This is a genomic window from Mesorhizobium sp. WSM2561, from assembly GCF_000513915.1.
In the GTDB taxonomy this organism is placed as follows: Bacteria; Pseudomonadota; Alphaproteobacteria; order Rhizobiales; family Rhizobiaceae; genus Mesorhizobium; species Mesorhizobium muleiense.
On record NZ_AZUX01000018.1, the window covers coordinates 109,035 to 132,678 of the forward strand.

At 63.6% G+C, this 23,644-nt stretch carries 21 protein-coding genes and 1 pseudogene; 12 read left to right on the forward strand and 10 right to left on the reverse strand.

Features of this window, described 5'->3' with window-relative positions:
• Nucleotides 1-17: 17 nt before the first annotated feature.
• Nucleotides 18-2,708: an aconitate hydratase AcnA gene (gene acnA / locus M727_RS0117130; RefSeq protein WP_027153698.1), complete on the reverse strand. Its 2,691-nt coding sequence runs from the start codon at nt 2,706-2,708 to the stop codon at nt 18-20.
• Between the two features lie 285 nt (nt 2,709-2,993).
• Here acnA and ccmA point away from each other — a divergent pair, with 285 nt between their 5' ends.
• The 4 genes from ccmA (at nt 2,994) to M727_RS0117150 (ending at nt 5,354) form a co-directional block, all read left to right on the forward strand.
• A complete protein-coding gene (gene ccmA / locus M727_RS0117135; RefSeq protein WP_027153699.1) occupies nt 2,994-3,602 on the forward strand; it encodes a heme ABC exporter ATP-binding protein CcmA in 609 nt (202 codons plus the stop codon).
• Nucleotides 3,603-3,798: 196 nt separating this feature from the next.
• Nucleotides 3,799-4,464, forward strand: coding sequence for a heme exporter protein CcmB (gene ccmB / locus M727_RS0117140; RefSeq protein ID WP_023803343.1), 666 nt, complete (start codon nt 3,799-3,801; stop codon nt 4,462-4,464).
• A 150-nt stretch (nt 4,465-4,614) separates the two neighbouring features.
• Nucleotides 4,615-4,782, forward strand: a complete 168-nt coding sequence (gene ccmD / locus M727_RS0117145; RefSeq protein ID WP_023803344.1) for a heme exporter protein CcmD — start codon at nt 4,615-4,617, stop codon at nt 4,780-4,782.
• Complete coding sequence (locus M727_RS0117150; protein WP_027153700.1) at nt 4,779-5,354, forward strand: DsbE family thiol:disulfide interchange protein; 576 nt, start codon at nt 4,779-4,781, stop codon at nt 5,352-5,354. The genes ccmD and M727_RS0117150 overlap by 4 nt, the downstream gene beginning before the upstream one ends.
• 86 nt (nt 5,355-5,440) lie before the next feature.
• Here M727_RS0117150 and M727_RS40070 read toward each other — a convergent pair whose 3' ends face one another.
• Nucleotides 5,441-5,608 carry a hypothetical protein gene (locus M727_RS40070; RefSeq protein ID WP_084646772.1) on the reverse strand — a complete coding sequence of 56 codons (168 nt, stop codon included), beginning with the start codon at nt 5,606-5,608 and terminating at the stop codon, nt 5,441-5,443.
• Between the two features lie 294 nt (nt 5,609-5,902).
• Between M727_RS40070 and M727_RS0117160 the strand changes: the two genes are divergently transcribed.
• Entirely contained in the window at nt 5,903-6,820 is a 918-nt protein-coding gene (locus tag M727_RS0117160) for an SMP-30/gluconolactonase/LRE family protein (protein ID WP_027153701.1), read from the forward strand.
• Between the two features lie 220 nt (nt 6,821-7,040).
• Here M727_RS0117160 and M727_RS44005 read toward each other — a convergent pair.
• From M727_RS44005 to M727_RS0117200, 8 genes and pseudogenes are all read right to left on the reverse strand, one after another.
• A pseudogene (locus M727_RS44005) lies at nt 7,041-7,612 on the reverse strand (NADPH-dependent FMN reductase).
• Nucleotide 7,613: 1 nt separating this feature from the next.
• Nucleotides 7,614-8,234 (reverse strand): pyridoxamine 5'-phosphate oxidase family protein, encoded by a 621-nt coding sequence (locus tag M727_RS0117170; protein WP_027153702.1) that lies wholly within the window; start codon nt 8,232-8,234, stop codon nt 7,614-7,616.
• A gap of 16 nt (nt 8,235-8,250) precedes the next feature.
• The gene (locus M727_RS0117175) at nt 8,251-8,925 is read right to left on the reverse strand and encodes a septation protein A (RefSeq protein WP_023803351.1); all 675 of its coding nucleotides are present in this window, start codon (nt 8,923-8,925) and stop codon (nt 8,251-8,253) included.
• A 62-nt stretch (nt 8,926-8,987) separates the two neighbouring features.
• Nucleotides 8,988-10,649 carry a signal recognition particle-docking protein FtsY gene (ftsY, locus tag M727_RS0117180; protein ID WP_027153703.1) on the reverse strand — a complete coding sequence of 554 codons (1,662 nt, stop codon included), beginning with the start codon at nt 10,647-10,649 and terminating at the stop codon, nt 8,988-8,990.
• A gap of 11 nt (nt 10,650-10,660) precedes the next feature.
• On the reverse strand, nt 10,661-12,016 hold the full coding sequence (gene mtaB, locus M727_RS0117185) for a tRNA (N(6)-L-threonylcarbamoyladenosine(37)-C(2))-methylthiotransferase MtaB (RefSeq protein ID WP_027153704.1): 1,356 nt from the start codon (nt 12,014-12,016) through the stop codon (nt 10,661-10,663).
• The gene (gene dapF, locus M727_RS0117190) at nt 12,016-12,900 is read right to left on the reverse strand and encodes a diaminopimelate epimerase (RefSeq protein ID WP_027153705.1); all 885 of its coding nucleotides are present in this window, start codon (nt 12,898-12,900) and stop codon (nt 12,016-12,018) included. The genes mtaB and dapF overlap by 1 nt, the downstream gene beginning before the upstream one ends.
• A gap of 172 nt (nt 12,901-13,072) precedes the next feature.
• On the reverse strand, nt 13,073-13,234 hold the full coding sequence (locus M727_RS40075; protein ID WP_027153706.1) for a DUF1328 family protein: 162 nt from the start codon (nt 13,232-13,234) through the stop codon (nt 13,073-13,075).
• A 95-nt stretch (nt 13,235-13,329) separates the two neighbouring features.
• Nucleotides 13,330-14,340 (reverse strand): MBL fold metallo-hydrolase, encoded by a 1,011-nt coding sequence (locus M727_RS0117200; RefSeq protein WP_027153707.1) that lies wholly within the window; start codon nt 14,338-14,340, stop codon nt 13,330-13,332.
• A gap of 292 nt (nt 14,341-14,632) precedes the next feature.
• Here M727_RS0117200 and M727_RS0117205 point away from each other — a divergent pair, with 292 nt between their 5' ends.
• The 7 genes from M727_RS0117205 to M727_RS0117235 all read left to right on the forward strand — a co-directional run bounded on the left by M727_RS0117205 (nt 14,633) and on the right by M727_RS0117235 (nt 23,620).
• Nucleotides 14,633-15,181, forward strand: a complete 549-nt coding sequence (locus M727_RS0117205) for a protease inhibitor Inh/omp19 family protein (RefSeq protein WP_027153708.1) — start codon at nt 14,633-14,635, stop codon at nt 15,179-15,181.
• 147 nt (nt 15,182-15,328) lie between these two features.
• Nucleotides 15,329-16,525 (forward strand): cell division protein ZapE, encoded by a 1,197-nt coding sequence (gene zapE, locus M727_RS0117210; protein ID WP_027153709.1) that lies wholly within the window; start codon nt 15,329-15,331, stop codon nt 16,523-16,525.
• A 403-nt stretch (nt 16,526-16,928) separates the two neighbouring features.
• Entirely contained in the window at nt 16,929-17,897 is a 969-nt protein-coding gene (mdh, locus tag M727_RS0117215) for a malate dehydrogenase (protein ID WP_027153710.1), read from the forward strand.
• A gap of 47 nt (nt 17,898-17,944) precedes the next feature.
• On the forward strand, nt 17,945-19,138 hold the full coding sequence (gene sucC, locus M727_RS0117220; protein ID WP_027153711.1) for an ADP-forming succinate--CoA ligase subunit beta: 1,194 nt from the start codon (nt 17,945-17,947) through the stop codon (nt 19,136-19,138).
• Nucleotides 19,139-19,142: 4 nt separating this feature from the next.
• The gene (locus M727_RS0117225; RefSeq protein ID WP_027153712.1) at nt 19,143-19,514 is read left to right on the forward strand and encodes a cupin domain-containing protein; all 372 of its coding nucleotides are present in this window, start codon (nt 19,143-19,145) and stop codon (nt 19,512-19,514) included.
• Nucleotides 19,515-19,568: 54 nt separating this feature from the next.
• Nucleotides 19,569-20,471 (forward strand): succinate--CoA ligase subunit alpha, encoded by a 903-nt coding sequence (gene sucD / locus M727_RS0117230; protein WP_027153713.1) that lies wholly within the window; start codon nt 19,569-19,571, stop codon nt 20,469-20,471.
• Between the two features lie 164 nt (nt 20,472-20,635).
• Complete coding sequence (locus tag M727_RS0117235; protein WP_027153714.1) at nt 20,636-23,620, forward strand: 2-oxoglutarate dehydrogenase E1 component; 2,985 nt, start codon at nt 20,636-20,638, stop codon at nt 23,618-23,620.
• The last annotated feature ends 24 nt before the right edge of the window (nt 23,621-23,644 follow it).

A 23,644-nucleotide genomic window follows, 5' to 3' on the forward strand; every position in this document is an offset into this window, starting at 1 on the left:
CTCCCTTACTCCCCTCTCTATGCGGCTAGATCGCGCAGCACATATTGCAGGATGCCGCCGTTCTTGAAGTAGTCGAGCTCGTCCAGCGTATCGATGCGGCAGATGATCGGAATGTTCTTCACCGTGCCGTCGCCATAAGTGATCTTCGCAATCATCTTCTGACGCGGCTTGATGGCGCTCAGTCCGTCGATTTCGACCAGTTCGTCGCCCTTGAGGTTGAGCGAGGCCCATGAGGTGCCCTCCTCGAAGACGAAGGGGATGACCCCCATGCCGACCAGGTTCGAGCGGTGGATGCGCTCGAAGGACTGAGCGATGACCGCGCGAACACCCAACAGGTTGGTGCCCTTGGCCGCCCAGTCGCGCGACGAGCCGTTGCCGTATTCGACACCGGCGAAGATGACCAGCGGCACGCCTTCCTTCTTGTACTCCATGGCGGCGTCGTAGATCGATTTCTCTTCCTTCGACGGATAGTGGATCGTGTAGCCGCCCTCGCGGCCGTTCTCGCCCAGCATGTGGTTGCGGATGCGGATATTGGCGAAGGTGCCGCGCATCATCACCTCGTGATTGCCGCGCCGTGTGCCGTATTGATTGAAGTCGGCAACGCCGACGCCATGATCGATGAGGTACTTGCCGGCCGGCGAGGCCGCCTTGATTGAGCCGGCCGGTGAGATGTGGTCGGTGGTGATCTTGTCGCCGAACAGGCCGAGCACGCGGGCGGCCTTGATGTCGCCGATCGTGCCGAAGCCCGATGTCATGCCAGCGAAGTAGGGCGGGTTCTGCACATAGGTCGAATTGTTGTCCCAGGAATAGGTCTGGCCTTCCGGCGCCTTGACGTCCTGCCAGTTTTCGTCGCCCTTGAAGACGTCGGCATATTTGCGGGCGAACAGTTCGCGCGTCACGTTCTTCTCGATGAACTCCTGGATCTCGACCGAGCTCGGCCAGATGTCCCTGAGGTAGACCGGGTTGCCGTCGCGGTCCTCGCCGAGCGGTTCGGTGGTCAGGTCCTTGGTCACGGTCCCGGCCAGCGCGTGGGCGACGACCAGCGGCGGCGAAGCGAGGTAGTTCGCCTGCACGTCGGGCGAGACGCGGCCTTCGAAATTGCGGTTGCCGGAAAGCACCGCGGCAGCAATCAAGCCCTTGTCGTTGATGGTCCTGGAGATCGGCGCCGGCAACGGGCCGGAATTGCCGATGCAGGTGGTGCAGCCGAAGCCGACCAGGTTGAAGCCGATCTGGTCGAGTTCCTTCTGCAGGCCGGATTTCTCCAGATATTCGGCGACGACCTGGCTGCCCGGCGCCAGCGATGTCTTGACCCACGGCTTCTGCTTGAGCCCGAGCCGGTTGGCGTTGCGTGCCAGCAACCCGGCGCCGATCAGCACGCTCGGGTTCGAGGTGTTGGTGCAGGAGGTGATGGCGGCAATGACGACGTCGCCATGGCCAAGGTCGTAGTCGGTGCCCTCGACGGCATAGCGCTTGTCGATTTCGACCGCCTTCCTGTATTCGGTTTCCATCGCCTTGACAAAGCCGGCCGGAATGCCTTCAAGCGCGACCCTGCCCTCTGGACGCTTGGGGCCGGCCATCGACGGCACGACACTGCCGAGATCGAGTTCGAGCAGATCGGTGAAGACCGGGTCGGCCGAGCCGGTATCGCGCCACATGCCTTGCGCCTTGGCGTATGCCTCGACCAGCGCGATGCGGTTTTCCTCGCGGCCGGACATGGTGAGGTAGCGGATGGTTTCGCCATCGACCGGAAAGAAGCCGCAGGTGGCGCCATATTCGGGCGCCATGTTGCCGATGGTGGCGCGGTCGGCCAGCGTCATGTTGGACAGACCCGGACCGAAGAATTCGACGAACTTGCCGACGACGCCCTTCTTGCGCAGCATCTGGGTGACGGTGAGCACGAGGTCGGTGGCGGTGACGCCTTCCCTGAGCCTGCCGGTGAGCCGGAAGCCGATGACTTCGGGCAACAGCATGGAGACGGGCTGGCCAAGCATCGCGGCCTCGGCCTCGATGCCGCCGACGCCCCAGCCGAGCACGCCAAGGCCGTTGATCATGGTGGTGTGCGAATCGGTGCCGACGCAGGTGTCGGGATAGGCGGTGGTTTCGCCGCCTTCAGTGTTGGTCCACACGACCTGGCCGAGATATTCGAGATTGACCTGGTGGCAGATGCCGGTGCCGGGCGGCACGACGCGGAAGTTGCGGAAGGCCTGCTGGCCCCATTTCAGGAATTTGTAGCGTTCCTCGTTGCGCTCGTATTCAAGCTCGACATTCCGGGCGAAAGCCAGCGGCGTGCCGAACTCATCGACGATGACCGAGTGGTCGATGACCAGGTCGACCGGCACCAGCGGATTGATCTTTTGCGGGTCGCCGCCGAGCGAAGCCATGGCATCGCGCATCGCGGCCAGGTCGACCACGGCCGGAACGCCGGTGAAATCCTGCATCAGCACGCGGGCCGGGCGATAGGCTATCTCGACCCCGGCAGTGCCCCTGTCGGTCAGCCAGCCTGCGACCGCCTGGATGCTCTCCTTGGTGACGGAACGGCCGTCCTCGTTGCGCAGCAGGTTCTCCAGCAGCACTTTCATCGAATAGGGCAGCTGGGCGATACCGGTGAGGCCGTTCTTCTCGGCCTCGACAAGATCGTAATAGACATAGTCGGTGCCGCCCGCGGTCAGCGTGCGGCGGCAATTGAAACTATCGAGGGATTTTGACACGTGCGATCCGTCCTTGTCTGTTCAGCCTGAAAGGGAACGGACGCCGATGGCATGCAATCACGCGCAAAGGTGCGGGTACGGCCATTTCCGCTGTCCGTTCCCAGCCAACCCGAGCCGTTCAAGGCGGCGCGTGCGCTGGTTCGGCGCTAATTCGCTTCCCGTGCCGACCGCTGGCACGGATGCCCCGCATATAGAGAATTTCCTGGAATAGTTCTAGACAGTCGAACGGCTATTTTGTGCGATGCGGCAGCTGCCGTGAAGCGGCGTTTTCGGGACGGGCAAGGAATGCGGCTGATCGCCGAAAATCTGGGCGGCGAACGCGGCGGCGAGGCGGTTTTTTCCGGCCTCGACTTTGCCCTTGGCAAAGGCCAGGCGCTGATCGTCACCGGGCCGAACGGCGCGGGAAAATCGACACTGCTCAGGGTCGTTGCCGGGTTGCTGCCGGTGGTGGCAGGCCGTTTGCTTCTCGAAGGTGGCGGTGAGGATTTTCCGTCGGCCGCCTCGGCCTGCCACTATCTCGGCCACCAGAACGCGATGAAGACGGCGCTGAGCGTGGCGGAAAATCTGCGCTTCTGGCGCGATTTTTCAGGCGCGGATTTCTTGAGCGCCGAAGAGGCGCTGGCAATGGTCGGGCTTGACGGTATCGGCCATCTGCCGTTCGGCTATCTCTCCACCGGACAACGCCGCCGCGCGGCGATCGCAAAACTGCTGGTCAGCCGGCGGCCGCTGTGGCTGCTCGACGAGCCGACGGCCGGATTGGACAAGGCTTCGGAAGAGCGATTCGGCCGGCTGATGCGGGAGCATCTGGACGAGGACGGAATCATTATTGCGGCGACGCATCTGCCACTGGGGTTGGAGGGGGCACAGGAATTGAGGATGGGGGAAACTCGGTAATGTCGGCGTTCCCGCCCACCCCCCTCTGTCCTGCCGGACATCTCCCCCTCAAGGGGGGAGATTGGCAGCTTCGTCGTTGCGCCCATCTTTCAACGACTGCGATTGGCGAAGGCCGTCGTGACAGCCAATCTCCCCCCTTGAGGGGGAGATGTCCGGCAGGACAGAGGGGGGTGCCTGAGCAAGGGCATCTAAAACCATGCTAGCCCTCTTCCTGCGCGACATTCGCCTGAGTATCCGGGCCGGCGGCGGGGCGCTGACCGGCGTGATCTTCTTTCTCGCGGTGATCGCCACGATCCCCTTCGGCGTCGGGCCAGACCTCAATCTGCTTGCCCGCATCGGCCCGGCGATCCTGTGGATCGGCGCCTTGCTGGCTTGCCTGCTCGGTCTGGACCGATTGTTCCAGGCCGACCGGGAAGACGGCTCGCTCGATCTGCTGGTGCTCGGCGACGACCGGCAGATGCTGGCGCTGACCGTGCTGACGAAATGCCTGGCGCATTGGGCAGGAAGCGTGCTGCCGCTGGTCATCGCCGCACCCCTGCTCGGCCTGTTCATGAATATGGAGCCGATCGGCATCGGCGCCACGGCGCTGACCCTTCTGGTCGGCACGCCGGCGATCACCTTCATCGGCGCGGCCGGTGCGGCGGTAGCGGTAGCACTGCCGCGCGGCGGGCTGCTGATCTCGGTGCTGGTGCTGCCGCTGACCATCCCGGTGCTGATCTTCGGCGTCTCGGCAAGCTATGGCGCGGTGGCGAACCCCGATCCATTCCTGCAGCCTTTCCTCATTCTTGCCGCGCTGACCTTGTTTCTTGCCGTGCTGGGGCCGGTTGCGGCAGCATTGGCGCTGCGCCATGGAACCGACTGATTTGGCCGGCCATCGTTGGTGATTACAGGGCGTCAAAGGCTGCGGCGCTGCTGTCGATTGCGAAGCCGATGGCGCAGGGTTAAGGGAAGGCATGTTGGAACGAAGCGAAATGGTCCGGCTGAAAGGTTTTGCACCGGAGGAGCGACCCATATGAGCGCGCATGCGCTCTATGTGACCGCTGCCTATGCCATCACGGCCGTGGTGCTGGCCGGGCTGATCGGCTGGATCCTGCTCGACCAGCGTGCACGCAGACGAGACCTCGCCGAGCTGGAAGCGTCCGGCGTGCGGCGGCGCTCCGACAAGGCGGGGAAATCATGAGCATGGAGACGGAAACGCCGGCGCGCTCACGCCGCCTGATCGTGCTGTTGCCACTGCTGATTTTCCTCGGGCTGGCGGGGCTGTTCCTGACGCAGCTGCTGTCCGGTCGCGACACGTCGGAAGTGCCATCGGCGCTGATCGGCCTGCCGGCGCCGCAGACCAATCTGCCGGCGCTGGAGGGCGTGAATTTGCCGGGGCTCGATTCCAGGCAGTTTGCCGGCAAGGTCACGCTGGTCAACGTCTTCGCGTCGTGGTGCGGGCCTTGCCGCGACGAACATCCGCTGCTGCTGGCGCTGTCGCAGGACAAGCGCTTCGTCATCGCCGCGCTCAACTACAAGGACCAGCCGGAAAACGCCCGCCGGTTCCTCGGCGATCTCGGCAACCCGTTCCAGGCGATCGGCGTCGACACGGCAGGGCGCGCGGCGATCGACTGGGGGGTCTACGGCGTGCCGGAAACCTTTGTCGTCGGCAAGGACGGCAAGATCGCCTACAAGCATGTCGGCCCGCTGACGCCGGGCTCAGCACAAACGCTGCTGCTGCCCGAAATCGAAAAAGCGCTGGCGGCGCGTTGATATTCAGCCGGCCTGCAAAACGATTCGGCCTGACCTTGCTCTCTACGCGCCTCGGCGCGGCCGAGTTGCGTTACTCGACCGAAGGCTCAGCCGTAGATCTGCTTGTGGACCTGGTAGAGCATTTCGCTGCGGTCGGCGCGCATGTCGGCCAGATCGCGGCTGGAAAACGAGTCGATTTCGGCGATGAGGCGGTTGTATTGCCGGCGCTTGGCGATGCTGGTGCGAGCGCGGCTCATGAGGTTGTCGAGAATCATAGCGAGGTTCCTTCTGCGCCGCATTGTTGCGGCAGGTTGTTCCTCCCTGATCGATACGCAGCATGACATAGTTATGATGCGCTGCAAAAATAAGATGTTGCAATGCACCATTGCACTGAGCGCATAGCCGGTTAACGGCGCATGACCCGTCATTTGGGTTTTACCATCTGTGCAAGGGCGGCGTTGCCCGTCTCCGTCAAGATGCGATGAGACCGGTATCAACGATCTTGCCATATCGATCGCCGGCTGGCTTGATCGCGCCGGCACCAACGATTGCATGATCGGGAGGAAACCATGACCGCGGAACACTACGAAATTCTCGATCCACGCTTTGCGCGGCTGTTCAACGGCAACGCACAGATGGACAAGCTGTTCACCGGATGCCGGTGGGCGGAAGGGCCGGCCTGGTTTGCGGCCGGCCGTTATGTGGTCTGGTCCGACATTCCCAACAACCGCATGCTGCGCTACGACGAGACCGACGGCAGCGTCAGCGTGTTCCGGCAGCCGTCGGGCAATTCCAATGGCAACACCGTCGACCGGCAGGGCCGGCTGGTCACTTGCGAGCATTCGGGCCGCCGCGTCAGCCGCACCGAGCATGACGGCTCCATCACCACCATAGCCGACAAATGGCGCGGCAAGCGGCTGAACTCGCCCAACGATGCGGTGGTCAAGTCCGATGGTTCGATCTGGTTCACCGACCCGACCTACGGCATCGATACGGATTATGAGGGCGACAAGGCCGAGAGCGAGATCGGCGCCTGCCATGTCTACCGGGCCGACCCCGGCACCGGCGAGATCGAAGCGGTGATCACCGACATGGTCAGGCCCAACGGGCTTGCCTTCTCGCTCGACGAGAGCAAGCTCTATGTCGTCGATACCGGCCGCACGCATGGCGCGCAGAATCCGGCGCATATGCGGGTGTTCGATGTCGACGGGGCCGGCAAGAAGGTCTCAGGCGGAAAGGTCTTCGCCGATTGCACGGCCGGCCTGTTCGATGGTTTCAGGCTCGATGACCAGGGCCGGATCTGGACCAGTGCCGCCGACGGCATCCATTGCTACGATCCGGACGGGACGCTGATCGGCAAGATCAAGGTGCCGGAAGTCGTCGCCAATTGCGTGTTCGGCGGCAACAAGCTGAACTGCCTCTACATCGCCGGCACGACCTCGCTCTACATGGTCCGGCTGATGGTCAACGGCGCAAAGACATTTTGAGCGGCCGCGGGGTTTTCGAAGAGGTCGCTGCGCGTGTGGTTCGCCGGCGAGACCAATGTCGAGACGTTGAGACGGAAGGAAGTTTGCGAGAGGCTGCGGGACAGCGCCCCCCTCTGCCCTGCCGGGCATCTCCCCCACGTGGGGGGAGATCGGCAGCTTTGTCGCCGACGCCCTTAGCGTTCGCTCCGCTCCGGGACAACGAAAGCACGGTGGCCGCCGCTTAACGCGACCGGATGAAATCGGCGAAGGCCGAAATGGCGTTGTGCATTGCCAGTTGGCTTGCCGGCTCCGATAGGATTTTGTCCACCTCCGGTGGCCTCTTGCCGAGCAGGGCGATTTCGAGCGCGGTGTCTTCAAAAAGCGCGAAAGACATGGTGCGCATGATCTCGGCCAGAGGCGCGCGGGCAAACAGCGATCGCGGCGAGGCGTGCACCAGCATGGCCGGCTTGCTGACAGCGGCGTCGCGCGACACCAGCCAGTCGAGCGCGTTCTTCAGCCCGCCCGGTACACCATGGGCATATTCAGGGCAGGAGACGATCACACCGTCAGCGGCGGTGACCGCGTCGATCAGCGCGGATGCTTGCGGTGGCGTCCGCTCGCTTCGTCATCCGGATTGAAAATCGGCAAGCGGCCAAGCCCGTCATAGACGGACACGTGACAGTCCGGCGGCGCGTTTTGCGCGAGCGCCGCGACCAGGGCCGAATTGATCGAGGCGGCGCGCAGGCTGCCGGAAATGGCGAGGATGTTCAGCAAAGGCTTAGAGGCGGGCTCGGGCGATTCGTAGCCGGTCACGCTACCACATGGTGTGTTTGTATTCTTCGTCCAGCCAGCGGTCGGTCGCCTCGGCCGAATCGGCGAGCGCCAGCTGGTCGCGCAAGATCTGGCCGAGCGTCGGCAGCGTCGCGCGGTCGTACCAGGTTTCCGGCTTCCACAGATCGGAGCGCATAAAAGCCTTGGCGCAATGCATGTAGGCGGCCTTGACCGTCACCAGGACGACGCTTTGCGGTTCCTTGCCGTCGACAGCGAGCCGCTCGCGCAGGCCCGCATCGACGGTGATGCGGGCGTCGCCATTGACGCGCAGCGTCTCGTTCATGCCCGGGATGAGGAAGAGCAGCCCGACCGAAGGGTTGAGAAGAATGTTCTCCAGCGTGTCGAGCCGGTTGTTGCCGGGCCGGTCGGGGATGGCGATGGTCTTCTCGTCGAGCACGGCGGCAAAGCCCGGCCTGTCGCCCTTCGGCGTCACATCGGCATTGCCGGCGCCGTCGGAGGAGCCGATCAGCACGAAGGGGCTTTTGCCGATGAAGGAACGGCTGTGGCCATCCAGCGCCTTCAGTTCCTTGCGGATCGAGCCGTCGGTCGGCCGAGGCGTCTTGTAGATCGTTCTCAGCTCTTCGCGCGTGGTGACGAATTCCATGCCGTCTCCTTGATCGTTACTTGCCGGGCTTCCCTTCTGTTCCGGTCTTGCCTTCAAGCGAATGGCGCATGATCAGCGGCATCTGGCTGAAGGTGAAGAGAAGGGTGATGGGCATGATGCCCCAGACCTTGAAGGTAACCCAGGCGTCAGTGGAAAAATTCCGCCAGACGACTTCGTTGACAAGGGCCAGGAACAGGAAAAACAGGCCCCAGCGGAAAGTGAGTTTCTTCCAGCCCTCGGCATCGAGGCTGAAGGCCGAATCGAAGACGTAGCCGAGCAGCGACTTGCCGAAGAACAGGCCGCCGAGCAGCACGCCGCCGAACAGCATGTTGACGATTGTCGGCTTCATCTTGATGAAGATGTCGTCCTGCAGGTAGAGCGTCAGCGCGCCGAAGACGAAGACGACGACGCCCGACACCATCGGCATGATCGGCAAGGTGCGGGTGAGCAGCCAGGACGCGGCCAGCGCGATCGCGGTCGCGGCCATGAACAGGCCGGTGGCGACGAAGATCGGTCCGCCGAATTCGGCCAGCACCGGAAACTTCTGCGACAGCCATGCGCCACGGGCGTTGGCGAAGAAGAACACCATCAACGGGCCGAGCTCCAGCACCAGCTTGAGCAGCGGATTGACGCCTTCCTTCTTCTGTTTCTGCGGGTCGGACGGGTCGCGTTCGAGGATGCGCGGGTTCATAGGCTTTCCTTCTTGCGCATGATCTTGGTCCAAAAGTCTGCAACTTTTTGGGATCAAGCTTGTTACGCCACTCCAGCGATCGCCCTGGCGAACTCGCTTGCGGAGAATGGTTCGAGGTCGTCGACCTGTTCGCCGACGCCGATGAAATAAACCGGCAATTTATGCTTTGCCGCAATCGCCACCAGAATACCGCCGCGTGCCGTGCCGTCCAGCTTGGTCATCACCAGGCCGTTGACGCCGGCGACGTTGCGGAAGATCTCGACCTGGTTGAGCGCGTTCTGGCCGGTGGTGGCGTCGACCGTCTGCAGCACGGTGTGTGGCGCCTCCGGATCGAGCTTGCCCAGCACCCGGACGATCTTTTCGAGTTCCGCCATCAGCTCGGTCTTGTTCTGCAGCCGCCCGGCGGTGTCGATGATCAGCACGTCGGAGCCGGCTTGCCTGGCCTGTTCGAAGGCATCGTAGGCGAGGCCGGCGGCGTCGGCGCCGAGCTTCGAGGCGATGACCGGCGACCTGGTGCGCTCGCCCCAGATCTTCAATTGCTCGATCGCCGCGGCACGGAACGTGTCGCCGGCGGCGAGCATCACCGACAGGCCGCCGTCGGTCAGCTTTGCCGCCAGCTTGCCGATGGTCGTGGTCTTGCCGGTGCCGTTGACGCCGACGACAAGGATGACATGCGGCTTGTGGCTGAGGTCGAGCTCCAGCGGCAAGGCGACATGGGTCAGCACCTTCTCCACCTCGGCCGCCATGATGGCGCGCACTTCCGTCTCGGACACGTCCTTGCCGTAGCGGCTGGCAGCCAGCGAATCGGTGATGCGCAAAGCCGTCTCCATGCCGAGATCGGCGCGGATCAGCACGTCCTCCAGATCCTGCAGCGTGTCCTCGTCGAGCTTGCGCTTGGTGAAGACGCCGGCGATGTTGCCTGACAGTTCCCGGGAAGAGCGGGCGAGCCCCTCCTTCATGCGCTGGAACCACGAGCGTCTCGGTGCCGGTTCCGGCGCCTTCTGCGGCTCGGCTCTCTGCTCGACCTTCCTGGTGACGGTGACCTTGCCGGGAGCCGGCTTCGGCTCCGGCGGTGGTTGCGGAACGGCTTCAGGTTCGGGCGCGATCTCGGCAAGGACCGGCTTCGCCTCGATCGGCGCCGGCTGGCGAATCGGCGGCGGGATTTCGGCCGCCGGCGGCTCAGGCTCGGGCGCCGTCAAGGGGGCCTCGGCTGGCGGTGCGGCATCTTGCGCAGGTTCGCGCTGCCCCTCACCCTCTCCCCGTGAAGGACGGGGAGAGGGTGGCGTCAGCGTCGGAGCTTCTTCTTTGCCGCTTTCAAAAGGAGGCTCGGCGGGACGATCAGCACCCTTCTCCCCGTCACTATACGGGGAGAAGGTGCCGGCAGGCGGATGAGGGGCAGCGNCACGTTCGGATGTCTGCGTCAGCGTTGGCTCAGGAATTTCCTCCGGCTCTGGCTCCGGAGGAGACTCGACGGGAGCCGCCGGTATCTCCTCTGGCGCCGGCTCCTCGGCAGGCGGCTGCAGCTCCTCGACCGAAGCAGGTTCCGGCTGGATTTCAGGCTCGGGTGGAATGGTCGGAGCTGGTTCGGCCTCTTCAACAGCCGCCGGTTTCAGCGCCTCCAGCGCGTCCCATTTGATCGGCGGCAGCGGTGCGGTCTCGTCGATCCGCTCCTCGACCACTTCCTTCTTGCCGAACGAAAATATCTTCTTGAAAAAACCAGCCATGTTCTTGCGTCTCAGGCGGCGCGGGCGGCAAGCGGCGCCGCGATCAGTCTGACACCGTCATCGCCGGCGATATCAGCCTCAACGATTTCGCCCGGCGCACCCTCGGAGATCGCGGCAATCGTAAACCCTTCGATGCGGCCGAGCCCCTCGCGCTCGACCAGGATCGACTGGCGTGTTCCGGCGAGCGAGGAAAGATGGCTGCGATAGGCGGCGTCACCGGCGGCGCGCAGCCGTGCCGCACGCTGCTTGACCAGTTCGCGGCGAAGCTGCGGCATGCGCGCGGCGGGGGTGCCTTCGCGCGGCGAAAACGGAAAAACGTGGAGATGCGTCAGGCCGCATTCCTCGACGATCTCCAGCGATTTTTCGAACATGGCGTCCGTCTCGGTCGGGAAGCCGGCGATGATGTCGGCGCCGAAGACGATGCCGGGACGCAATTTGCGCAAATCCTGGCAAAAACGGATCGACTGATCCCGGTTGTGCCGGCGCTTCATCCGCTTCAGGATCATGTCGTCACCGGACTGCAGCGACAGATGCAGATGCGGCATCAGCCGAGGCTCGGTGGCGATGGCTTGGAGCAGATCGTCGTCAGCCTCGATCGAATCGATCGAGGAAAGGCGCAGGCGTTTCACGTCAGGCACCTGCTTCAGGATTGTCTTGACCAATTTGCCGAGTTTCGGGCTGCCCGGCAGGTCGGCGCCGAAACTGGTCATGTCGACGCCGGTCAGAACGATCTCGGCATAGCCATTGCCGCTCAGCCGCTTGACCTGCTCGACCACGGCGCCCATCGGCACCGAGCGCGAATTGCCACGGCCATAGGGGATGATGCAGAAGGTGCAGCGGTGGTCGCAGCCGTTCTGAACCTGGACGAACGCCCGCGCCCGGCCTTCGATGGCGTCGACCATGTGGCCGGCCGTCTCGCGCACCGAAAAGATATCGTTGACGCGAGCCTTCTCGGTGTCGTTGACGCCAAAATCCGGCAGCGCGCGATAGGAATGCGCCTTCAGCTTTTCCTCATTGCCAAGGACGAGATCGACCTCGGCCATGGCGACGAAATTCTGCGGCTCGGTCTGCGCGGCGCAGCCGGTGACGATGATGCGGGCCTGCGGCTTCTCGCGGCGGGCCTTGCGGATCGACTGTTTTGCCTGGCGCACCGCCTCGCCCGTGACGGCGCAGGTGTTGAAGATGATGGCGCCGCCTTCCAGCGCGCCAAGGCCGGCACTTTCCGCCTCTCGCCGCATCACCTCGGATTCATAGGTATTCAGCCGGCAGCCGAAGGTGACGACGTCAACACCTTTGGGAAGAGCGGGGCCCTTGGAGAAAACGGGATCCCCGGAAAGAGCGGGACCCTTCTTGGCAAGAGGAGCCATCAGGCGGCGCTTTCGGTGTCGCGGGCCCACACGCCGGTCGCCGGGTCGAAGCTGCCGGAAAATTCCCATTCGGCGGCACCGGTGAGGATGACGTGGTCGTCGCCGCGCCACTCGACATGCAAGGAGCCGCCGCCGGGCGTCACCAGGGAGACGCTGCGTCCGGTCCGCCTGGTGCGCGCCGCGGCGACGACGGCGGCACAAGCCGCCGTGCCGCAGGCCTTGGTCAGGCCGGCGCCGCGCTCCCAGGTGCGGATGACCATCGTCTCGGTCGAGGTCACCCGCGCGATGGTGATGTTGGCGCGTTCGGGGAAGATCGGGTGGTTTTCGAGCAGCGGACCGAAGCGGTCGAGCTCATAGGACCAGACGTCGCGGTCGACCCAGAAGATGGCGTGCGGATTGCCCATCGACAACACCGAGGGCGAGTGCAGCACCGGCGCGTCTATCGGGCCGACCTGCAGTTCGATCATGCGGGTATCGCGGAATTCCTCGGCGAGCGGAATATCCTGCCAGCCGAAATGCGGCTTGCCCACGTCGACCGAGATCAGCCCGTCGGCATGTTCTTCAGCGTTGAGGATGCCGGCGACGGTCTCGAAGGCGAATGTCTTCTGGCCGGTCTCGGCGGCAAGCGCCTGCACCACGCAGCGCATGCCGTTGCCGCAGGCCTGCGCGCCGGTTCCGTCGGAATTCAGGATGTCGATAAAAAAGGCAGTGCCCGGCGTTCTGGCGTCGTGGATCGCCATGATCTGATCGAATTTCGTCGCGGCATCGGCATTGAGCGCAAGGGCGGCAGCCGGCGCCACCCGATCGGCGCGACCGCGCATATCGGCAACGATGATTTCGTTGCCGATGCCGTTCATCTTGGCGAAGGGGGCAGTGCTTGCCATGGATCGAAAGGTCTCATGCCGGTTTGGCGCCTATATGGCGGATAGCGGCCGGAATTACCAGTGCGAGACGCCAGCGCGCCGTGCGTCGACTTGGACGCAAAGTGCGCTCTGGCATTTTAAACCTGCGCATCATGCTTTCTGAAAATCGATTCCGATCTTCGGGCCGATGCGTCTACGCCACCGCGAGGATGCCGAGCATGACCAGCAGGAAGATGATCAACACGATGCCGATGAGAATGCGGGCGCCGGTGGCGGCGGCTCCGGCCAATGCCGGCATGCCGAGCAGGCTCGCCGCGGCCGCGATAATCAGAAGAATGATGATCCATTTGATCATGGAAAATCCCTCGCAGCCGGCGGTTGTGGACGACTACCAACGCGTTTACGACGTCCCGGGTTCCCCCGAGGCCTCTGGGAGGCCGGGTCGCCTGCCTAGAGCGCCGGCACGTCCCAGACTTCGCCGGGACGCAGGGCGCGAAAGCGTTCTTGCGGGACACCTTGATCGTCGAGGGCCTCGCCAAGCTTTCTTGCCGGCTCGTCGATCGGCTCGTTGGTGAGCCGGAACGTGCCCCAATGGCAGCCGGCGGCATAGGCGGCGTTGCACAACAGCATGCCTTGCACCGCCTCCTCCGGGTTCTGGTGGTGTGGCGCCATGAACCAGCGCGGCTCGTAGGCGCCAATCGGCAGGATGGCGAGGCGGAAGCCGCCGTGCCTTTCGACCATCAGCTGATAGTTGATGCCATCGTGGAAACCGGTGTCGCCGGCGAAATAGACCTTTCCCCCCGGCGTCTCGACCACAAAGCCCGCCCACAGCGCCATGCGCCGGTCTCGGGTGCCGCGTGCCGACCAGTGGTGCACCGGCTCGACATGGACGGCGACGTCGTTGCCGATCTCGACCCGTTCGCCCCAGTCATGCACGGAAAACCGCATGCCGGGAACGCCGGCATCGATGATGGCGTCGTTGCCGAGCGGCGTCAGCACCAGCGGGTCGTGCTTTGTCTTCAGCCGCTTCAGCGTGGCGAGGTCGAGATGATCGTAGTGGTTGTGGCTGACCAGCACGAGGTCGATCGGCGGCAGGCTGGAGAAGGCGATGCCCGGCGGATTGACCCGTTTCGGCCCGGCAAAGGCGAGCGGCGAGGCGCGCTGCGACCAGACCGGGTCGGTAAGGATATTCAGGCCGGCTGTCTGGATGAGCAGCGAGGAATGGCCGACCATGGTCAGCCTCAGCCCGGAGCCGTCGATCCGCTTGGCCGGTGTCGCCTGACGAAACGGACTCGGATCCGCCGTCGGCCATTTCGAACGTTCGCCGCCCAGCTGCCACTTCAAAAGATCGGATAAGCGGGCAGGCGGCTTGCCGTTGGGATTGAAGAACAAGGTGCCGTCGAAATGATCGCTGGGCGGCCCGCTATAGTAGCGGTTGGCCGCCCTTTTCCTCGCAGCCAAGATTTCGCCTCCGGCAAGGTTCGGTTTCATCAGAGATAGGACCGAAGCGGGCTGGCGCAAGCATTTGGCGGCCGGACGCCAGGGGCAGGCCTGTCCAGGCAAACCGCTGCGCAGTCTCGGGTCAGACCCCTAGGGCAGGTTTTCGGGCGGCAGGCAGTTGTGGCAAAGTTGCAACAGGTGCCGCCGCAAATGCTATTTTAACCATATACGGTTGAAATTTTGCCACCTTCTCCGTCTTGGTAAAGGGATATTGTGCGGACGGCAGCCCGGCCGGATCCGACGGAGGTTTGAAATGAATTTTTCGAAAACCGGTCTGCTGGCCGTATCGCTGGCCGCGCTCTTTGCAAGCGGCTGTTCAACGTCACGGTTCTCGCCGATGGACCAGCAGCCGGCGCCGCTGCAAGCCGCGCCTTCCGGCAAGGTGACTGCAAACCAGCTGCCGCCGCCGGCGTCGCCCGGCACCGCCGACCCGTCGAAATTTCCGACGGCGCCGCAGGGCACGCTAAACCCCCAGGTCGCCTCGCTGCCGCCGGACGGAACGGCTCCGGCCGGAGCCCCGGATCTTACCGCAAGCAGCGTCGCCGGCGTGTGGAAGGCCAGCGTGTCCGGCCAGAGCTGCCAGGTGGCGACGCCCCAGACTAAATTCGGCTCCGGCTATCGGGCTGGACCGCTGCATTGCCCGGCGCCGATCGACGGCATCAAATCCTGGAACGTCGCCGGCAAGCAGTTGACGCTGTACGACGCGAATGGCGGCACGCTGGCCCGGCTCTATTCCTCTGGCGGCGAGAAATTCGACGGCCAGACTTCCAACGGCCTGCCGATCTCGCTTACAAGAGGCTGACCCGCCCGCCCTTATTGTTTTTTTCGCGATTCCGGGCCGAAAACCGCGACACGCTTTTCCCGGAATTGCTCTCTTTTGTTTTTACGCAATTCCGGACAGAAAACCGCTACACACTTTTCTTGGAATTGCTCCGGAACGACGTGACCGATGCATCTGCGTGACGGCCTTCAGACCCATGCGACCGTCCGGCAGCGTTACGACCATTGGGTCGATACGGGCGTGATCGACCGCGATCTGGCGCAGGAGCGGGTCGTCGCGGCACTCGACCGGCTGATCGACGAGATTTCGGCAAAACGGCTGGCGCACAAATCGAGCGCGCTGGGCTGGCTGTTCGCTCGCAAGCGCGAGACGCGCGAGGCCGTCAAGGGCCTCTATATCCACGGCGGCGTCGGCCGCGGCAAGACCATGCTGATGGACATGTTCTTCGAACTGGTGCCGGTCCGGCGCAAGCGCCGTGTGCATTTCAACGACTTCATGGCCGATGTGCAGGACCGCATCCAGAAGCACCGGCAGGCGCGTAAAGAGGGCACCGTCAGGGAAGACGACCCGATCGCGCCGGTGGCCCGCGCGTTGGCCGAGGAAGCCTGGGTGCTGTGCTTCGACGAGTTTTCCGTCACTGACATCGCCGATGCGATGATCCTGTCGCGGCTGTTCTCGGCGCTGTTTGCCAACGGCGTCGTGCTGGTCGCCACGTCCAATGTCGCGCCGCAGGATCTCTACGGCGACGGCTTGAACCGCAAGCTTTTCCTGCCCTTCATCGGCATCCTGGAGCGGCATGCGCAGGTGATTGCCCTCGATGCCGACAAGGACTATCGGCTGGNCAAGCTCAGCCGCCTGCCGGTCTATGTCACCCCTGCCGATGCCGCCGCCGATGCTGTCCTCGACGAGGCCTGGAAAGTGATGACGCACGGCAGGCCGACGCAGGCAGCGGCCCTGACGGTAAAGGGCCGGCAGGTCGTCGTGCCGCGCGCCGCCGGCGACGCGGCGCGGTTTTCCTTTGCCAATCTCTGCGAAAACCCGCTCGGTGCCCGCGATTTCCTGGCGATTGCCGGCCGCTTCTCGACCGTCTTTATCGATCATGTGCCGGTGCTTGGCGAAGGCATGCGCAACGAGGCGAAGCGCTTCATCCTGCTGATCGACACGCTCTACGACCATCATGTGCGGCTGGTGGTGAGCGCCGCCGCACCGCCACCGCAGCTGTACACGGCCAAGCGCGGCAACGAGGTCTTCGAGTTCGAGCGCACCGCGTCGCGGCTGATCGAGATGCAGGGCCACGAATGGCTGGAAGACTGGGTGGAGAGGCAGAAGGCCACTCTGACCGAAGCGCAGCAGGCTCGAGCCTGAAGATAATCTCCGGAAGGTCGCGATCCTTCGCGCCCCCCACTGTCCCGCCGACAATGGCCATGAGGCGAAATAATCCAGCCTGACCGGTTCATCGAACACATCTTCGGCGACCCGCATCACAAGGGCGTCATCGCCGGGAAACAGCCTTCTTATTTCCATCTTCATTGCGTAATTTTCCCAGGTCGGCTTACGAACTTTGACGTTTACGTAAATCCCAACCCATCTAACCGATTGAAAAATCTCACTCCAAAATAATCGTTTGAATATTCTATGCGCCGGGGCTATTGGGTGCGGCGAAATCTTCGCGGCTCCCCGCCGCATTCCGGCCTCCTTCCTCGACGCCGTCATCCAATTCGCTAAGGGATTTGGGCGCCGTCACAGTCTAAAGGGAAAACATCCTGACATGGCACGCAACAAGATAGCGCTCATCGGCTCGGGCATGATCGGCGGCACGCTCGCCCACATGATCGGCCTCAAGGATCTCGGCGATGTTGTGCTGTTCGATATCGCCGAGGGCATTCCGCAAGGCAAAGGGCTGGACATCGCGCAGTCGTCGCCGGTCGATGGGTTCGATTCCAGGCTGACCGGCGTCAACGATTATGCCGGCATCGAGGGCGCCGACGTCTGCATCGTCACTGCCGGCGTGCCGCGCAAGCCCGGCATGAGCCGCGACGACCTTCTCGGCATCAATCTGAAGGTCATGGAGCAGGTTGGCGCGGGTCTCAAGAAATACGCGCCGAAAGCCTTCGTCATCTGCATCACCAACCCGCTCGACGCCATGGTCTGGGCGCTGCAGAAGTTCTCCGGCCTGCCGAAGAGCCATGTCGTCGGCATGGCCGGCGTGCTCGACAGTTCGCGCTTTCGTTATTTCCTGGCCGAGGAATTCAAGGTGTCGGTCGAGGATGTCACCGCCTTCGTGCTCGGCGGCCATGGCGATTCCATGGTGCCGATGATCCGCTATTCGACGGTCGCCGGCATCCCGCTGCCCGACCTCATCAAGATGGGCTGGACCTCGAAGGAAAAGCTCGACCAGATCGTGCAGCGCACCCGAGACGGCGGCGCCGAGATCGTCGGCCTGCTCAAGACCGGCTCGGCCTTCTACGCACCGGCCGCCTCGGCGATCGCCATGGCCGAAGCCTATCTCAAGGACAAGAAGCGCGTGCTGCCCTGTGCTGCGCATCTCTCCGGCCAGTATGGTGTCAAGAACACCTATGTCGGCGTGCCGGTGGTGATCGGCGCCGGCGGCGTCGAGCGCGTCATCGAGATCGAGCTCGGCAAGGCCGAGCAGAAGATGTTCGACAATTCGGTGGCGGCGGTGCAGGGCCTGTGCGAGGCTTGCGTCAAGATCGCTCCGCAACTCGCCGCCAAATGATCCGCCGCCAAGTGACCCGCCAGTAAAGTGATCTGGAGACAACGCGCATGAACATCCATGAATATCAGGGCAAGGCGCTGCTGAAGGGCTTTGGCGCACCGGTGGCCGAAGGCGTGCCGGTGTTTGGGGCAAGCGAGGCGGAAGCTGCCGCCAAGGCACTGCCCGGCCCGCTCTATGTGGTAAAAAGCCAGATCCATGCCGGCGGTCGCGGCAAGGGCAAGTTCAGGGAGCTCGGCCCCGACGCCAAGGGCGGCGTCAGGCTGGCGAAATCGGTGGCCGAAGTGGTCGCCAACGCCAAGGAAATGCTTGGCCACACGCTGGTCACCAAGCAGACCGGCCCGGCGGGCAAGCAGGTCAACCGCCTCTACATCGAGGATGGCGCCGACATCGAGCGCGAGCTCTATCTGTCGCTGCTGGTCGACCGCTCCGTCGGCCGCATCGCCTTCGTCGTTTCGACCGAGGGCGGCATGGACATCGAGGCGGTCGCCCACGACACGCCGGAAAAGATCATCACCGTCGCCATTGACCCGGAAAAAGGCATAACGGCGGATGATTTGAAAGAACTCAACGGCGCGCTGAAGCTCGACGGCGACGCCGCCAAGGACGGCGAGACGTTGTTCCCGATCCTCTACAAAGCCTTCGTCGACAAGGACATGAGCCTGCTCGAAGTCAACCCGCTGATCGTCATGAAGAATGGCCGGTTGCGCGTGCTCGACGCAAAAGTGTCGTTCGACAACAACGCGCTGTTCCGCCATCCCGACGTGATGGAGCTGCGCGACATCACCGAAGAGGACGAGAAGGAGATCGAGGCGTCGAAATACGACCTCGCCTACGTCGCGCTCGACGGCAATATCGGCTGCATGGTCAACGGCGCCGGCCTCGCCATGGCGACGATGGACATCATCAAGCTCTATGGCGCCGAGCCCGCCAACTTCCTCGACGTCGGCGGCGGCGCGTCGAAGGAGAAGGTGACGGCGGCGTTCAAGATCATCACCAAGGACCCGGCGGTCAAAGGCATCCTGATCAACATCTTTGGCGGCATCATGAAGTGCGACATCATTGCCGAGGGCGTTATCGCGGCGGTCAAGGAAGTCGGTCTGCAAGTGCCGCTGGTGGTGCGGCTGGAAGGCACCAATGCCGAGCTCGGCAAGAAGATCATCAACGACAGCGGGCTCAACGTCGTCTCGGCCGACGACCTAGACGACGCAGCCAAGAAAATCGTGGCGGCGGTGAAGGGCTGATCTGGTGCCTCCGCACAAGATAAACCTGGTCGAGGCGGCGGATCAGAAGATCAAAGAGGTTTTCGATCCGCATATCGCCGGCGACGTCAACGACGCCCAGGTCAAGATCGCCAAATTCGGTGACGTCTTCGACTGGCACGCGCATGACGACGAGGACGAAGCCTTCCTGGTGCTGCGCGGCCGCATCGCCATCGATTTCCGCGACGGCACGGTGGAGCTTGGCAGCGGCGAGTTCATCGTCGTGCCGCGCGCCGTCGAGCACCGGCCGCGCTCGCTGAGCGAACAGCCGGTGGTGCTGATGTTCGAGCCGGCGACGACGCTCAACACCGGCAACGCCAAAAGCGACCTCACCGTCGCCGATCTCAAGCGGCTCTGACCTGACGATGGCCGCGCAGCCTTCCTCAATCAACGGTTTGTAAAAAGGACCACCATGTCCATTCTCGTCGACAAGAACACCAAGGTGCTCGTGCAGGGCCTGACCGGCAAGACCGGCACGTTCCATACCGAACAGGCGCTGGCCTATCACGGGACAAAAATGGTCGGCGGCATCCACCCCAAGAAGGGTGGCGAGACGTGGACCGGCGCCATGGGCGAGAGCTTGCCGATCTTTTCCACCGTCGCTGAAGGCAAGGCGAAGACCGGCGCCAATGCTTCTGTCGTCTATGTGCCGCCGGCGGGCGCCGCCGAGGCGATCCTGGAAGCGATCGAAGCCGAGATCCCGCTGATCATCTGCATCACCGAGGGCATCCCGGTGATCGACATGATCAAGGTCAAGGCGCGGCTCGACCGCTCGACATCGCGGCTCATCGGTCCCAACTGCCCTGGCGTCCTGACCCCCAACGAATGCAAGATCGGCATCATGCCCGGCAACATCTTCCGCAAGGGCTCGGTCGGCGTTGTTTCCCGCTCGGGAACGCTTACCTATGAGGCAGTGTTCCAGACCACCAATGTCGGCCTCGGCCAGACCACCGCCGTCGGCATCGGTGGCGACCCCGTCAAAGGCACTGAGTTCATCGACGTGCTGGAGATGTTCCTCGCCGACGACGAGACCCAGTCGATCATCATGATCGGCGAGATCGGCGGCTCGGCCGAGGAAGACGCCGCGCAGTTCCTCAAGGACGAAGCCAAGCGTGGCCGCAAAAAGCCGATGGCCGGTTTCATCGCCGGGCGCACGGCTCCGGCCGGCCGCACCATGGGTCACGCCGGCGCGGTGATCTCCGGCGGCAAGGGCGGCGCCGAAGACAAGATCGCGGCGATGGAATCGGCCGGAATAAAGGTTTCGCCGTCGCCGGCTCGGCTCGGCACGACGCTGGTCGAAGCGATAAAAGATTAAGGCAGTAAGGCAGTAAGGGAGTAGGCAGTATGGGAGTAGGGGAATAGGAAGAACGGGACGAGTGATGGCAAGTGCCTGGTTCTCCCTACTGCCCTACTGCCCTACGGCCTTACTGCCCTACTCCCCTCCAAAACAGGAGACGGAGCCAAGGCTCCGCGGAAAAAATGGCAAGACAAGATCAGGCCAACGACCAATTTTCGCTTACCTCTTTCCTCTATGGCGGCAATGCCGACTACATCGACGCGCTCTACGCCGCCTATGAGGACGATCCCTCTTCGGTCGATCCCGAATGGCAGGATTTCTTCGCGGCGCTGAAGGACGACGCCGGCGATGTCCGCAAGAATGCCCAGGGCGCCTCATGGGCCAAGCCCTCGTGGCCGCTGCAGGCCAATGGCGAACTGGTCTCGGCGCTCGACGGCGATTGGGGCATCGTCGAGAAGCACATCGAGAAGAAGGTCCAGAACAAGGCGGTGATGAACGGGGTCACCCTGTCCGACGCCGACGTCCATCAGGCGACGCGCGATTCCGTGCGCGCCATCATGATGATCCGCGCCTACCGCATGCGTGGCCATTTGCACGCCAATCTCGACCCGCTCGGCATCGCCAAGCTCGAGGATTACAACGAGCTGTCGCCGGAAAACTACGGCTTCACCGCCGCCGACTACGACCGCCCGATCTTCCTCGACAACGTGCTCGGGCTCGAATTCGGCACCATCCGGCAGATGCTCGACATCCTGACCCGCACCTATTGCTCGACGCTCGGCGTCGAGTTCATGCATATTTCCGATCCCGAGGAGAAGGCCTGGATCCAGGCGCGCATCGAGGGCACCGACAAGGAGATCTCCTTCACCGCCGCCGGCAAGAAGGCGATCCTGCAGAAGCTGGTCGAGGCCGAAGGCTTCGAGCAGTTCATCGACGTCAAGTACAAGGGCACCAAGCGCTTCGGGCTCGACGGCGCCGAGGCGCTGATCCCGGCGCTGGAGCAGATCGTCAAGCGCGGCGGCCAGCTCGGCATGAAGGAGATCGTGCTCGGCATGGCGCATCGCGGCCGGCTGAACGTGCTCTCCCAGGTGATGGCCAAGCCGCACCGCGCCATCTTCCACGAGTTCAAGGGCGGCTCGGCCGCGCCCGACGAGGTCGAGGGCTCGGGCGACGTGAAGTACCATCTCGGTGCTTCGTCGGACCGCGAGTTCGACGGCAACAAGGTGCACCTGTCGCTGACCGCCAATCCATCGCACCTGGAAATCGTCGATCCGGTGGTGATGGGCAAGGCGCGGGCCAAGCAGGACTCTCTGTTCGGCCGCAGCCGCGAAGAGATCGTGCCGCTGGAAGAGCGCGCCAAGGTGCTGCCGCTGCTCCTGCATGGCGACGCCGCCTTTGCCGGCCAGGGCGTGATTGCCGAAATCCTCGGCTTGTCCGGCTTGCGCGGCCACCGCGTCGCCGGCACGCTGCACGTCATCATCAACAACCAGATCGGCTTCACCACCAACCCGCGCTTTTCGCGCTCGTCGCCTTATCCGTCGGATGTCGCCAAGATGATCGAGGCGCCGATCTTCCACGTCAATGGCGACGATCCGGAAGCCGTGGTCCATGCCACCAAGGTGGCGATCGAATTCCGCATGAAGTTCCACAAGCCTGTCGTGGTCGACATGTTCTGCTACCGCCGCTTCGGCCACAATGAGGGCGACGAACCGGCCTTCACCCAGCCGATCATGTATCGCAACATCCGCAACCATAAGACGACGGTGCAGATCTATGCCGACCGGCTGATCGCCGAAGGCCATATCAGCCGGGCCGAATTCGACAAGCTGAAGGCCGACTGGCGGGCACATCTCGAGCAGGAATTCGAGGTCGGCCAGCATTACAAGCCCAACAAGGCCGACTGGCTGGATGGCGCCTGGTCGGGCCTGCGCACAGCCGACAACCAGGACGAACAGCGGCGCGGCAAGACCGCCGTGCCGGTCAAGACGCTGAAGGAAATCGGCAAGAAGCTGACCGAGGTGCCGAAGGATTACGAGGCGCACAGGACGATCCTGCGCTTTCTCGAGAACCGCCGCCAGGCGATCGAGTCGGGCGAAGGCATCGACTGGTCGACGGCCGAGGCGCTGGCTTTCGGCGCCATCCTGCTCGACGGCAATCCGGTCCGGCTGTCGGGCCAGGATTCGGAGCGCGGCACGTTCTCGCAACGCCACTCCGTGCTCTACGACCAGCGCGACGAGACACGCTACATCCCGCTCAACAATCTGTCGGCGGCGCAAGCCGGCTTCGAGGTCATCAACTCGATGCTGTCGGAAGAGGCCGTGCTTGGCTTCGAATATGGCTACAGCCTGGCCGAGCCGAAGGCGCTGACGCTTTGGGAAGCCCAGTTCGGCGATTTCGCCAACGGCGCCCAGGTGGTGTTCGATCAGTTCATCTCGTCGGGCGAGCGCAAGTGGCTCAGGATGTCGGGCCTCGTCTGCCTGTTGCCGCATGGCTATGAAGGCCAGGGGCCGGAACATTCGTCGGCCAGGCTCGAGCGCTTCCTGCAGCTTTGCGCCGAAGACAACATGCAGGTGGCCTACTGCACGACGCCGGCCAACTACTTCCACATCCTGCGCCGGCAGTTGAAGCGGGATTTCCGCAAGCCGCTGATCCTGATGACGCCCAAGTCGCTGCTGCGCCACAAGCGGGCGGTGTCGACGCTGCCGGAGATGTCGGGCGAAAGCGCGTTCCACCGTCTGTTGTGGGACGATGCCCAGCAGCTCCCCGGCCAGGCGATCAAGCTCACCAAGGATTCGAAGATTCGTCGCGTCGTGCTCTGCTCGGGCAAGGTTTATTACGACCTCTACGAGGAGCGCGAGAAGCGCGGCATCAACGACATCTACCTGCTGCGCGTCGAACAGCTCTATCCGTTCCCGGCCAAGGCGCTGATCACCGAACTGTCACGCTTCCGCAACGCCGAGATGGTGTGGTGCCAGGAGGAGCCCAAGAATATGGGCGCCTGGTCGTTCATCGATCCGTATCTGGAATGGGTGCTGGCGCATATCGACGCCAAGCACCAGCGGGTGCGCTATACCGGCCGGCCGGCCGCCGCGTCGCCGGCGACCGGGTTGATGTCGAAGCATCTCGCCCAGCTTGCCGCCTTGCTCGAAGACGCGCTCGGTGAATAGAACAGAGCCGGGCGAATAGAACAG

What these genes read in the sequence shown, in the direction of transcription:
- ccmA (WP_027153699.1), top strand. Translation starts at nt 2,994, where the DNA reads ATGCGGCTGATCGCCGAAAATCTGGGCGGCGAACGCGGCGGCGAGGCG.
- ccmB (WP_023803343.1), top strand. Translation starts at nt 3,799, where the DNA reads ATGCTAGCCCTCTTCCTGCGCGACATTCGCCTGAGTATCCGGGCCGGC.
- ccmD (WP_023803344.1), top strand. Translation starts at nt 4,615, where the DNA reads ATGAGCGCGCATGCGCTCTATGTGACCGCTGCCTATGCCATCACGGCC.
- M727_RS0117150 (WP_027153700.1), top strand. Translation starts at nt 4,779, where the DNA reads ATGAGCATGGAGACGGAAACGCCGGCGCGCTCACGCCGCCTGATCGTG.
- M727_RS40070 (WP_084646772.1), bottom strand. Translation starts at nt 5,608, where the DNA reads ATGATTCTCGACAACCTCATGAGCCGCGCTCGCACCAGCATCGCCAAG.
- M727_RS0117160 (WP_027153701.1), top strand. Translation starts at nt 5,903, where the DNA reads ATGACCGCGGAACACTACGAAATTCTCGATCCACGCTTTGCGCGGCTG.
- M727_RS0117170 (WP_027153702.1), bottom strand. Translation starts at nt 8,234, where the DNA reads ATGGAATTCGTCACCACGCGCGAAGAGCTGAGAACGATCTACAAGACG.
- M727_RS0117175 (WP_023803351.1), bottom strand. Translation starts at nt 8,925, where the DNA reads ATGAACCCGCGCATCCTCGAACGCGACCCGTCCGACCCGCAGAAACAG.
- mtaB (WP_027153704.1), bottom strand. Translation starts at nt 12,016, where the DNA reads ATGGCTCCTCTTGCCAAGAAGGGTCCCGCTCTTTCCGGGGATCCCGTT.
- dapF (WP_027153705.1), bottom strand. Translation starts at nt 12,900, where the DNA reads ATGGCAAGCACTGCCCCCTTCGCCAAGATGAACGGCATCGGCAACGAA.
- M727_RS40075 (WP_027153706.1), bottom strand. Translation starts at nt 13,234, where the DNA reads ATGATCAAATGGATCATCATTCTTCTGATTATCGCGGCCGCGGCGAGC.
- M727_RS0117205 (WP_027153708.1), top strand. Translation starts at nt 14,633, where the DNA reads ATGAATTTTTCGAAAACCGGTCTGCTGGCCGTATCGCTGGCCGCGCTC.
- mdh (WP_027153710.1), top strand. Translation starts at nt 16,929, where the DNA reads ATGGCACGCAACAAGATAGCGCTCATCGGCTCGGGCATGATCGGCGGC.
- sucC (WP_027153711.1), top strand. Translation starts at nt 17,945, where the DNA reads ATGAACATCCATGAATATCAGGGCAAGGCGCTGCTGAAGGGCTTTGGC.
- sucD (WP_027153713.1), top strand. Translation starts at nt 19,569, where the DNA reads ATGTCCATTCTCGTCGACAAGAACACCAAGGTGCTCGTGCAGGGCCTG.
- M727_RS0117235 (WP_027153714.1), top strand. Translation starts at nt 20,636, where the DNA reads ATGGCAAGACAAGATCAGGCCAACGACCAATTTTCGCTTACCTCTTTC.